Source organism: Timaviella obliquedivisa GSE-PSE-MK23-08B, assembly GCA_019358855.1.
In the GTDB taxonomy this organism is placed as follows: domain Bacteria; phylum Cyanobacteriota; class Cyanobacteriia; order Elainellales; family Elainellaceae; genus Timaviella; species Timaviella obliquedivisa.
On record JAHHII010000004.1, the window covers coordinates 143866 to 156355 of the forward strand.

Below are 12490 nucleotides of genomic sequence, written 5' to 3' on the forward strand. Positions count from 1 at the left end.
AGGTTCTTCGTCAGTAATTTTTTATAAGCGGAAGGTTGCTAAGTCATCTTCATCTTCTGTAGGAACGAGCGCATCTGGGTTAGGTTCTGCACCAATTTTGACTTGAACGACCAAATCTTTCCAAGACACTTGCTTATTTTGCTCTAAGACTGAAAGCAGATCGATAAATGCTTTAACAGTGTTGCGGGGCGTGCGAAAATACGCTTCGCCAATGCGTTGAGAGCAATGCAACATAAAGCCCTGAATTCCTTCATCGGGTAAAAGGTATTGAGTGCGATCGCCCGAGGCAAAAACGTGACGAATTTTGCTTAATAGAACAAATAGATCCTCCGGGCTGAGGTTGCCGAGTCGAAGGATCGGATTATTGTAATCGACTAAGCCGTTGACCGCAAAAGTATTTTCAGCCAAACGAGATTGTAGAGCCGCGTAGCTGTATAGCCCTCGGCGAGTATCCATCAAAAAGTCAGGGGTGCCGCCCATGACAAAGCCTAAACCTACCGAATGACCTTGTAAACAGTCGTTAAGAATACGTAAGATTTGTTCGTAGTTGCTTTTACGGGCTTGGGTATTGGCGAGTTTATAGAGGTTTACTAATTCATCTAAACTGATGAGTAATCCAGCGTATCCGGAGAGGCGAATCAACTGAGTTAAAAGCTTGAGTTGATCATAGAAATTAGCATCATCAACGATAGTTCTTACTCCGAGTGCTTGCCGTGCATCGGTCTTAGTGGTAAATTCTCCTCTTAGCCAGCGAATTGCATTCATTTTTAGATGTTCATCGCCGTTATCATGACCTTTCCAATAAGCTGCAATAACTTCAGCAAAATCATATCCGCCGACCATCTCTGCCAGATGTTCTAAGCGTTCTCGGATGACAGCCTCTGGACTAAGATCACGATCGCGCCCTTCGCTTACTGCTGATGTCACAAATCGTTCTACAATACTGGGTAACGCGCCGCCTTCAGGCTTAGTTCGGGTCGCTAAGTTTTGCATTAATTCAGCGTAGAGCGATCGCGCTTGTCCACCCGTGGCATGTAAGCGGCGATCGGGCGTGAGGTCAGCATGAGCCGTAACCAGCTTTTTCTCAAGAGCGATCGATCGCACCAGCGACAGAAAAAAAGTCTTCCCCGAACCATATTCTCCAATGACAAACCGGATTGCAGAACCCCCTTCCGCCATGCGATCGAGGTCACGAATGACGGCTTTAATTTCTTCAACCCGCCCCACTTGAATTAAGTGTTGTCCTTTGCGAGGAACTACTCCTGCTTGCAACGATTGAATGACCATATCTCGGTCTTTAGCTTTAATTAAATTTCCGTTCGTCACGCCAATAGCTCCTGCAAAACGTCTGCGTTAACCTCGAAAGGATGATCGCCTTCAATCACTGATTCATCGTACTGATCAAATGCCGCTTCATTGATTACTTCAAGGGCACCGTCTAGCATTAAGTTGAGGGCAAGAGCGATCGCCTCTAACTCTGCTCTCTGCCACTCTGGCTTCTGTGCCAACGCTTGCAAAAGCTGCGAATGTGCGGCATCTAGCCCCGCGATTCCAGTTATAGGTGTAGTTTGAGGCGCAGGCAATTCTTCAACAAAAATATCGGCTAACAAACTAGAAACCTCTTGCGATTCAGATATTTTAGATTCAACAATGCTCATATCTAAAACGAGAGGATTTTGTTGAGGGGGAGCCGGAATCTGATGTCCTTTGGTTGGAAAGGCGGCACGAATGGTAATGGGTTCGGTAGCAGGACGAGAATTTACCGAGTTTGCGCTGATATCGTGAACGTTGCTGTACAAGATTTGAGGATCAAGTTCGAGCAGGGTATAAACCTTGGTGAGGCGATCGATTTCTTTAGGTGAGGCTTGACCATCAGCAACAGCGACGCTGACCAGGAAACGGGCGATCGCTCCTCTCGTCTCTGGCAGCACTGCTTCAACCCGCGTCTTTAAGCCGCGCAAATTTGGTTTTTCCTGAAGCAGTAATTGCAAATGAGCTTGAAAGCGCGATCGCTCACCACGAGTTAAGGGAATCAAGGATTCCAAATGAGTTCTTAAATAATCTTGCTCAACCGAATTAGGTAACTCATCACCACTGGCAACAGCGATCGCTAAATGAACTGTTAAAGTTGCAGTTAAATATTCAGGAGAAAGGTAAGAGAGATTGTCGGTATTTAACCGAAAGATGCCGACCCAACTGGCAAGTTTCGGCACTGCACCGCCCAGCCGAACATCTGGCTCAATGCCGTAGCCCAAACGTTCTAACATTTGCGATAAGCCCTCTGCCTCGCTCTTGCTTAGCTTTTCGGAATTTGCACCTGACCAATATTGGAACAACTCTTTACCAGAAACCGCGATCGCATTTAACGATTGAGAGAACTGAGACGCTAACCAGTTTTTGAGGTTTTGGACAGTTTCGCCGCCGTGAGTTGCCAATAGTTCGGGCGGTAGAAGAGCGATCGCCGCCGATGTATTACGAGCGTTAGGGTTACGTCCTAGCAAGCGTCCTAGCGGTTCTAATTGAGTTGTGGAATCCATCACTAGGCGATCGAGTTGATTAATTTTGCTGGTAAACTTGCTGACATCAGGCAAGTTACCTACATCGACTTGCACAAACCGATTAAAGGTTTGACTGGCAGGGTAATAATCAATTGAGAGGACAGATTTACCTGGCTTTAGCTTCATTCCCTCGCCGTAATTTTCGGTATAGCGCAATGCAAACAGCGCCTGTAACTCTTCCATGCAACGAGTCGCAGCCGATCGCAGTCGATTTTTGGAAAGCCGCACATACCAGGCTAGAGCCCAGTTTGCTGGTATTGGGTGTCGCTGTGCAACCATCTGACCTAAACCAATTTGCAGCAAAATCAGATTAGCCTCAAACGGGTTCAACGTTTCGTAAAGAGCTTCCTTGGAGTAAATAACGCTGCAAAGATCAATAAACAAGTCTGCTTTGTGGGTAAAGGTGCTGTACATCTCAGAGTCTCTATACACTGCCCGCAGTTGCACAACTTCCTCAAGAATCACCTCTAATTCCTGCATGGATGAATTAGGCTGCCGACCCGCGCCCAATAGATCGTAAAAAACCCGACGTTCTAATCCATAGAAAAACAACCACAGATAAGCCACATGCACATCAGGCGTGCGTCGTCCGTCGGAAAGCCATTCTAGATAGGCAGCGCGGCTAGTGGGCGGAATGCGTCCGTAGGTGGGGTAGTAGTCTACGTGTTGACCTGCATAGTCAGGGCGATCGCTCTTAACTTTAAGGCTGGGAATAATCAGGCTAGGCTCAATAAAGTTATAGCTTTTAACACTGGCTAAACTCTCGCCCACGTAAACCATGCCAGGAATGTCGTAGTCGGCGATCGTCACAGTTTTATCAGCCGCAACCCAGCATTGCGCTCTAGAAGAAGACTTAGGACGGTAAGGCTGAAGTTCTCCCTCGCTCAAAAGCTGCTCTAGCGCTGCCATGATATCCATCGGAGTTTCTGGATGTATCTCAGCCTGACGTGCTTTCATGCGCTGACGAGGACTGAGCTTTTCGAGGGATTTCTCAGGCTGAATTCTGCCAGGATTAGGCAACTGAATTCTCAAGTCGGCAAGGAGAGTCCAGAGTGGCATGAATTCCATAGGGAGATGGCGCAAGAGGATTTGATCAGTGTACCGTTTTATGCTGAAGATGATGGTTCTTCCCCTACTAAAGATGAGGGGGCTATCTACAGACGAAGATAAGCCTCGGTTGGGGTGACCCTTGCGGTATCTGCGAAGCGCGCGCTTGTTGCAGCAGTGCAGTCATAGTTCAGGAGCCGTAAATCCCGCAATGTTAGCTAATTTTAGCGGAAGGGCGATCGCTCTAAAAGTCAGAAGTAATGAGTCGCAGATTGAGGATTTCCTGAAAGGCGCTGCTGAATTGCGATATGAAAATCATGTTCCCCTGCCCTCGCAGGGAAGGGGCTAGGGGTTAGGTTTCGACAACGCAGCGAGACAGACCTCTCCCTAAATCCCTCTCTTAAAGGAAAGGGACTTTGAAGGATTCATATTTTGATTCAGCAATGCCTTCCTGAAAATCCCTGAAAATCTTTGATGTTGTGAGTAACTAATCTTTGATGTGCTTCTCATGACCCAAGCCCCCGCGACTGTCGGGAGCCTCCGGGATCTCGCTGCTGACTTCTGACCTGAAGACTCGATCGATGAGTTTCTTGCCTTCGTGCAGCAACAGCGCCAAGAGCCAATTCAACTATTTCATGAGTCTTCTTTTAATTAATACTGATATTCTCCCGCACTGAGAGAGGGATTTATGGTGAGAGGGATTGGGAAAGTTGCACAGCGCGTTAAATAACGACAGGAGCATTAACATCCAAATCTAAAGCGCTGAGCAAAATTGTTGCTAAGGGTTTTCCCAACCCTAAAGTGGCGATCGAACTTTCTAAGGGAACAGTGACATCAACTCCTGCCCAATGCCACTTTAGAGTTCCCTGTCCGCTAAATTGTGCTAACTGGGAATTCAGTAGGCTAAATGCGGGTACTTGGATTGGGTGTTCTATGCCAGATAAATTCCAGTGAGATTTTAATTGACACAGTGGGCGATCGCCTTGCTGAACGCTTACAGATGATGGAGTTTCCCATTCAAACTGAGCCATTTCCTTAGGTAACCCCCAAATAGCTCGTCCACCCGCCCTCGAATCAGGATTATCTACATAGATGTGAGAGATCCAAACTCCTATTTTTCCTTGATGATAAATTAGAGCAGGGACTGCAATCAACTCGCTGTACCGTAATGTAGACCCATCCTCATAAGATCCTACGTAGACACCGCCTAAAGTTTTCCCAGGAAAAAACGAGAAAATTTGGAGTTGGCTAGGAATTAAAGAACGCACGCGATCGGTGTCAATCCAGTGTAAGGATAGAAAGCCGTGACCTTTCAATTTCCAGGGTGCCTGAGGATAAGCCATAAGAATGTTCGTCCGATCGGGTTAGGCTTGTGGAATTTTATCAATTACTGTATTCGCCTTTAGAATCATCTGACCGGGCTGTACTTCAAGCTGGTGGATGGATAGCGACATTCCAGATAGTTCAAAGTTTCGCAAATCTGCTAATGTCATGATTTCTTGCAAGATCATCTGAGTTAACTGAGAACTTGCGCCGCCATCGGTGCCTGATACTTCTTCAAATACAACTTGCTGTCCCTGCTCTTTAACTGAAGGAACTACGATCGCTTCTACTTCCTGCGCTTCCTTCGTTTCACCCATTAAAACATCCGCTTTAAGATGAACTTTCCCCTCATCCAAAAACTGAATGTCTACATTCTGAACCTCAATGGCGATTGGCTCACCATTGGGGCTGATCGTCAGGTTCTGCATCTTGCCGCGAATGTAATCCGAGTTGAATGCTTGATTCACGTCTTCTTGAGTTAGAGTCACATGAGCATCAGCCTCTGCGGATTGAGTCAATTCAATTTTGCCAAAGATTGCACTTGCTGGGTTAATGGCTACTGCTCCAGTATCAACTTGCAGCTTTTCCATCCGTAGGGAGTTCTTCATGACCAGACCTTCTCCCGTTACCGATACCGAGTCAACCTTTCCTTGGATCAATTTCAGAGGATCGGTGCGGATATCAACATTGACTTCCTCAACTTCACCCAACTGTTGAGTAATCCCAACTTCTGCCGCTTTGCTTAACGCCTGTTCCCCTAAATCTGGTTCGCCCAATCCCATTTGCTATCTCCGCTTAATTACCAAGTTGTTAACCTCACTGGTAATAAAGTAGATGATCGAACTTGCTTAAAGAATCTACACATGAGTAGATCAGGCTGAAAACAATGATCTATCTTTAGGAAGAGAAAAAGACACATGCTCAAAATATAAATAGTTTTCTAGAAATTACCGCCCTTGAAAATCATGTAAATGCCTAGAAGAGCAGCGATCGCCCCCAGTGTTGTAGACCAGACCGGGTGTTCACTCCGGATTGTTGTGCCTTGCTTGGTTTGGATCGTTTCTACATCAATCCAGGGCGAAACGCCTCGTCGGAACCAGCCTGTCACCGTCACGACTTCATCCATAAACTTTTGAGGACGAACGGGTTGCGGCATCAAATCTTTCAAGACACCCAAACTAGAAGTGTGGTGTAGCCGAATCAATCCGGTTTTGGTGGAAAGCAGTAAATCTTGATGCAGCCAGTTCCCAAAGCCCTTACGCCCCAAAAGCTTACCCTGTATGCGAATGGGCTGACTATCTACAGGGAGTGCCGTGGGATTACTCAGCAAGGATGATAGATCAGATGTAATTTGAAGATTGCGTTTGATATCTGGAAAGAAAGGGTTGATGCGCCAGAATGTACCAATGCTAAAACCAATCAGTGGAGAGCCAATAAGAATCGAGCGATCGCCCCAAAGCCAACTTAATCCTAGCCAGCCTGCTTTATCTGCAATCCACCCAAAACTCCACAAGGCTAAGGCAATCGCTAGCCCAACGGCAACTCCCAAAAATGGAGCCGCCTGCAATAAAAATCGTCGGTTGTCGTTCTGGTTTTGGCTTATTCCCCAGTCCAACTCGCTCTCTAACCGCCAATGCTTGGCATACATTCCTAACAAATGTAAGCGATCGCCTAATGCCCCATGACTATTATTAATCGCTAACCACCGACGATACGCGTTACTTCGCTCCCACTCCAATAATACCGGGCTAGGAAATTCTGTCAGCGCTTGACTTACGGCTACAGGGGTCAGTAAATCTAAGCCTTCTAATAAAGGACTGGTCTGTCTGTGCCGCAGCGTCTCCTGACCCATGCCGATCGCCATTTTGATCAATCCAAGAGTCAGCGCATTCGGGTTTCCAGTTAACTCAGTGGCGGTGCGATCGCTGTAGTAATGGCGCATTCGAGCTAGTGCCAGCCCTGGTAACCGCAGAAAACGATATAGTCCGTAAGCTAGAGAAGAAACGGCAACAGCAACAGTTTGTAGAACGCGATCGTGTTGGCGATCGCCCCAAGTCGCCACTTGACAGTAAACCCAGTGCGGTACCAGTGCGACTACAGTCATCCAAGACAAAATTGCAAAGTCCCAATGGATAATATGCGCTAATTCAACAGCATAAAGAGCCGCAATTTCATCTTCACTGAACTGCTCTAATAGTCCCTGACTGACAACAATACGAGCGTTCTTTGGGAGATAACCATAGGTAAAGGTCAACGGAGTCGCACCAGGGAGCAAGCTTAAACGCAGGGTCTGCTGCTGCCGCTGTCCACATCGCTTCAACAACCGTGTTGCCTCTGGGCTATGGCGCTCCAACTCTAGCAGCGTCAGTGATTGAAGTTGATAGGTTCTAGCCAGCCATGCATCTAGCAACCACGGAGAAGCCGCCAACAGAATCAGCAGCAGCATGACTAGCCCCACAGTAAAGTTGACGTTAAACGCCGCGAAACGCCGCAAGTCGATCGGCCAGCTAATCTGCCATAACATCCAGTTCAATATGCCCTGCCCAAACCAAGGCAACGCGCACACGCTGCCCAAAAATCCAATAACAGTTAGCCCTTCAACCCCCCAAAGCTTAGAAACATCAACTTTGCCTAAGTTCGTCCATTTTTTTGCTCTGCCTGCCTGTTTCCAAGTTGCTTTGGGTGAAATTGTGTCCGCTTCTGAGGTTCCTAAGGGCGGATAAATTTCTGTTTTGATAGATGCTTCTAAAAGGGGCGATCGCCCGGAAGGATGGACTGTGGGTGTGGGCAACTCTTCGGGTGTAGGCGACTCTTTAGATCCGGGCGATAAGTCGGATTTAGACGACAAGAAAACCGTGCTTCGATTCGTTTCAGCAGGTTTTACCGACGCGAGCACCGATCGCTGTTGAGGTGCAGCATCGGTGAGAGGGACAAATCCTGTTAGATCAGTTGCAGTCGATTGCGCCTCAGATTGCATCTCAGATTGCGTCTCAGACTGTGCCGCCGAATGTGCCGCCAAATGTGCCGCCGAACTCGATCGCTCATTCAACCCTGCCAGGGTTTGCTTTGCCCAACTTTGCACCTGTAAGTTGGCATGACCACAAAGCAACTGACAGAGAGCGATCGCCCGTTCCCGATCGCCCATTTGAGCATAGGCTTTAACCAACCCCATCTCTGCTCTGGCACGGGTAGGCGCGTTAGGAGTCGATTGCTGGACGCTTTCTAAAGTAGCGATCGCTTCGGTATAGTCTTGACGTTTCAGCGCTGCCAATCCTAACTGTAACGAGGAAGATTCGTTCATATCGCCCATAATTGGTTCACCAAAGTTGCCCCAAAGTTGTCAGAGGAAGGATACCCGTATCTATCTCTAACCTTTAACTCTATGCTGACCCCGTGCGCTGTCTTAAAGTAAAAGTAACCGATATAACGAACGGAGGAAACGATGCGTCAGCAAAACCCGACCTGGGATCTGGGAAGATTTGTAAAAACCTTGTCCTATTATGGGGCTGTTCCATTTCTCAGCGATTTAGACTGGTTCCAGCAGTGGTTTAGCAGTCGTCCTCATCCTAAAGTCAACCCTGCGTCCATCATGGCTCCTTTGGCAAATATGACCAATTGTGATGAAAAAATCGTTTTGGTTGGCGGTACAGGTGCGATCGCCCAACAGGTAATGCAGAATCTAACAACAGATGGAAGCGCTTCACAGATGCCTCAAGTTCGCATTCTGCCTTTCACTGTTGATCAATCCCTCACGCCCGACATCCTCCAACACACTACTGCTATCTTGATTGATGCCGCTGACTCAACCCCACAATTTATTCAAGCCCTAGCAGCACTTGACTTTGGACAAACGACTCAACCCCTGTTCGATTTCACCCAGTCTTCCAGCAATCTTAAGGAAGTTTGGGGCGCACTAGATGACGTGGTGATGGGTGGAGTCAGTGAGAGTAATATTCGCTTTAAAGATGGAGTTGCTGAGTTCTCAGGCAATGTTTCGATCGCCAACTCTGGCGGATTTGCTTCAGTTCGGACACGCAACTTTGAACCCGCGATCGATCTTTCCAACTCTGATGGCATTGCTCTGCGCGTTAAAGGCGACGGCAACCGCTACAAATTCATGCTCCGGACTGAAGCCCGTTGGGATGGCGTTGCCCACTGTCATTCTTTCGATACGGTTGCAAACAACTGGATTACTGTTCACGTTCCTTTTACTGAGTTTATTCCCGTTCTACGGGCAAAGACTGTTAGCAATAGTCCGCTTGATACTCAACGGGTTAGTGCTTTTCAGTTAATGTTAAGTAAGTTTGAGTACGATGGAGCGCTGAATCCTCACTTTCAGCCTGGATTATTTCAACTTCAAGTTGAGTCCATTAATGGGTACAGGCAATCTCTTTTGGATTCTAGGAAATCCCATGTTCCTCAACTGCTCGTGGTCAGTGACAGCCCCCAGACAGATGAAATGATTCGTCAGAGCAGCATTCCTCATTTCATTATTTATCCTAGTGAAAAATCTGTGGACTTGTGTATCGAAAAGATAGCATCTTGCCAAGGAAATACTTAAATAAAAATCTTTTTCTGATTAATTTTCTCTCCCTCACAAGTTCCTCAAAGTGTTGCAGTATAGGTAAAGGTATCGCATTAAAGGTTACGCAAAGGTAGGTTTATATGCTTTACAAGATCTTGGTAGCAGTGGATGAATCGTTCATGAACCGAGGGGTATTTGAGGAGGCGTTAGATTTATCTCGTAAAACCGGAGCTAGTCTGATGCTACTGCATGTGCTAACTCCTGAAGAGCGCCATCATCCAGAACTGCCTCGGAGCTATGTTCCCTACTACTACCCGATTGTTACAGATGAGTTATTGCAGCAGTATCAGGCAGAGTGGGAAATTGCTGAAAACCGAGGGCTAAATCTGCTGCGATCGCTAGCCCAAGAAGCAACAGGGGTAACAGTCGAGTTTACTCAAAACATTGGCAACCCAGGTCGCGTCATTTGTGATGTTGCCAAAGATTGGGGGGCAACCCTAATTGTTATGGGGCGGAGAGGCAGAACAGGGTTGAGTGAACTGCTCATGGGAAGCGTGAGTAATTATGTGATTCATCATGCCCCTTGTTCCGTTTTCGTGGTGCAAGGAAAGGTACAAGCTGCGGCAAACGTTACACCTGAGGAAAATACAATCCTTGCGGCATCTGTAAAGTAGGGCGCTGTTTGATTGCACTTAAGCCTGTGCGATCGCAATTCAGTAGGTGGCTGTTGAGTGAGTGTTAGAGCTTCATTGGAACAAATTGTTGATAGCACTTAGAAACAACCTATAGGAGGCGCTAATGTTTAACAGAATTTTAGTCACAATGGACAACTCTGATGCAATGAGTCAGTCTACATTTGAGAAAGCATTGGCTTTGGCAAAGCAAAACCATGCCCGATTGATGCTGCTCCACGTACTGCCCTCTAACTCAGCACAGCATTCTGATATGGATGCGTTGCAATCGCTCCACAAAACTGCAAAAAACCAAGGACTTGCTTCTGATGTTGCGCAACTCCATGGAGAGCATGACCATGTTATTTATGACTTGGCAAATCGTTGGGGTGCTGATCTAATCGTATTAGGTCAGCATGATTCGAAGCAAAATGACTCTGCTCTAAGCGATTGGTTTGCCGAACAAGCCCCCTGCTCGGTGCTGCTAGCTCAGACACCCGATGCGCTTCACTTAAAAGCAAGTCAAGTTGAACAATTTGCCATGATGGCTTAATCCTTTGCTAAGAGCCTCCTGGCAAAGAATCTAGCTCCCTGGAGGAAGCTGTGCTACAAAAAATCGTAGTTGCCTTAGACCGTTCTGAAACCTATCAACACGTTCTAGATGAAGCGTTAGCATTAGCAAAAGCGACACACGCTTCGCTCCTGTTTTTTCATGTGCTTAATCCAGTCGATCGCGGGTATCCATACCCCCTATATCCTAGTGCTGATGCTTATCCTGCCTTATACGAGGAAACAATTCAACTATACAGCGAACAGATCCGACGATTTGAGCAGGAGGGCATGGCATTTCTACGATCGCTGGCGCAACAAGCTACCGCTTTGGGTATTTCTGTCGAATGTTCCCAAAGTACGGGTGACCCAGGCAGAATGATTTGTCAGACTGCTGAGAATTGGAAAGCAGATGCGATTTTGATGGGACGACGAGGGCGATCGGGATTGCGCGAAATGCTGCTAGGCAGTGTCAGTAACTATGTGTTGCACCATGCGTCCTGCTCGGTCATGATGATTCAGGGCGTGTTCTCTGATGCTGAGGCATTGCAAGAATATTTAGATATTTGTTGAAGTGGATAACACGTTCATATATTGATTCAACGCGATCGCCCCGATTCGTTTCCAGTCTAGGTTTTCTACTGCATAATGTCGTCCTTGCAGCCCCATCGTTTTCCACTCGTGACGACGTTGCAGTAATGTGATTAAACCCTTGGCGATCGCTGCTGCTGTTGGCTGAACCACAACTCCGCAACCGCTTGCCTGCACATGAGGCGAAATTCCTGCTACCTCTGAAACAAGCAGCACTCGCCCAGCCATCATCGCCTCTAACGCAGCGAGTCCAAAACCCTCAAAGCGGGAAGGTAGACAGAAAATATCGTAGTTATTCATCACTGCGATTGGAGACTGCTCATACTCTGGTTCTAGAAACGTGACATTGAGGGAAAGCTGCTGGGCTTGGCGCTCTAGGGTAAGGCGATCGCCCTGATCCGCTCCTTGAATCACCAGTTCTACTGGGGTTTCTTTTAAGACTTTATGAACAGCTTCTAAAAGTAAATCTAATCCTTTATGGTGCTTGTCAATGCGCCCAAAAAAGAACAGCTTAGGCATTAGACTTTTATGCCATCGCAACCTAAATTCTGGCTCTGTCGTTGTGCCATTGGGAATAGTCAAGATTTGAGTGTGAACCCCCAAGCGGCGTAACCAGTCTCCCTGCCGAGCTTCCAGAACTTGCACGGCTTCAGCCTGCCGAAGCATGTGTTTCTCCAGCAACCACCAATAAGTCCACTTTAAATGAGGACTCTTCGCAAACATGGATGGACTGTAAACATCATGCGGAGCAATAATGTAGGGCACGTTTGCCTTGCGGCACAAGCGCGACATAGCGTAGATGCTAGCGTGAAAGATGCCGTTGAGAATAACTAGAGAATGGGGCGGTAGGCAGCGGATGTATGCTTTTAGGCGAAGAGAAAGTTGGAAGGATGGGCGGGTTTGAATAGGGTTAGCAAAACATTTAAGGGTATAACCTGCCTCGGTTTTTAGGGAGGTATTGTCTGTTGCAGAACCCTCTGATAGCACAGTAACAGCAGCCCCGGCTGAGACTAAGCCAGATGCCAAGCCGTGTACTGCCTTGACAATGCCATCATGGTGGCGATCGCCCTCGGTCGAAAAATGCCGAACGTAGAGGTAAATATCGATCATTTGCCAGTCTTGACCGCAAGCCCCTCAAGTTACTCTAATGTTCTCCAGTAGTTGTGCGGATAATCCGGATTAAATTTGTGTATTGTTTAAATCAACCTTGCTCGTAATCTGAGGAC

The 12490-nt window shown here is 47.2% G+C and carries 10 protein-coding genes; 4 read left to right on the top strand and 6 right to left on the bottom strand.

From position 1 onward, the window contains the following. Positions 1-21: 21 nt before the first annotated feature. From KME11_08985 to KME11_09005, 5 genes are all read right to left on the bottom strand, one after another. Entirely contained in the window at positions 22-1287 is a 1266-nt protein-coding gene (locus KME11_08985) for an ATP-binding protein (protein ID MBW4515344.1), read from the bottom strand. 35 nt (positions 1288-1322) lie between these two features. Further along, positions 1323-3617, bottom strand: coding sequence for a TerB N-terminal domain-containing protein (locus KME11_08990; GenBank protein ID MBW4515345.1), 2295 nt, complete (start codon positions 3615-3617; stop codon positions 1323-1325). A gap of 710 nt (positions 3618-4327) precedes the next feature. Continuing rightward, positions 4328-4948 carry an acetoacetate decarboxylase family protein gene (locus KME11_08995; GenBank protein MBW4515346.1) on the bottom strand — a complete coding sequence of 207 codons (621 nt, stop codon included), beginning with the start codon at positions 4946-4948 and terminating at the stop codon, positions 4328-4330. Positions 4949-4969: 21 nt separating this feature from the next. Next, positions 4970-5710, bottom strand: a complete 741-nt coding sequence (locus KME11_09000) for a DUF2993 domain-containing protein (GenBank protein ID MBW4515347.1) — start codon at positions 5708-5710, stop codon at positions 4970-4972. Positions 5711-5868: 158 nt separating this feature from the next. After that, positions 5869-8229: a M48 family metalloprotease gene (locus tag KME11_09005; protein ID MBW4515348.1), complete on the bottom strand. Its 2361-nt coding sequence runs from the start codon at positions 8227-8229 to the stop codon at positions 5869-5871. A 369-nt stretch (positions 8230-8598) separates the two neighbouring features. Between KME11_09005 and KME11_09010 the strand changes: the two genes are divergently transcribed. The 4 genes from KME11_09010 (at position 8599) to KME11_09025 (ending at position 11246) form a co-directional block, all read left to right on the top strand. Further along, on the top strand, positions 8599-9489 hold the full coding sequence (locus KME11_09010) for a CIA30 family protein (protein ID MBW4515349.1): 891 nt from the start codon (positions 8599-8601) through the stop codon (positions 9487-9489). A 104-nt stretch (positions 9490-9593) separates the two neighbouring features. After that, positions 9594-10127: a universal stress protein gene (locus KME11_09015; protein MBW4515350.1), complete on the top strand. Its 534-nt coding sequence runs from the start codon at positions 9594-9596 to the stop codon at positions 10125-10127. 124 nt (positions 10128-10251) lie between these two features. Then, a complete protein-coding gene (locus tag KME11_09020; GenBank protein ID MBW4515351.1) occupies positions 10252-10677 on the top strand; it encodes a universal stress protein in 426 nt (141 codons plus the stop codon). Positions 10678-10727: 50 nt separating this feature from the next. Continuing rightward, a complete protein-coding gene (locus KME11_09025) occupies positions 10728-11246 on the top strand; it encodes a universal stress protein (protein ID MBW4515352.1) in 519 nt (172 codons plus the stop codon). Here KME11_09025 and KME11_09030 read toward each other — a convergent pair. After that, on the bottom strand, positions 11232-12374 hold the full coding sequence (locus KME11_09030; protein ID MBW4515353.1) for a glycosyltransferase: 1143 nt from the start codon (positions 12372-12374) through the stop codon (positions 11232-11234). The two genes, KME11_09025 and KME11_09030, sit on opposite strands and share 15 nt — an antisense overlap. Positions 12375-12490 lie beyond the last annotated feature (116 nt).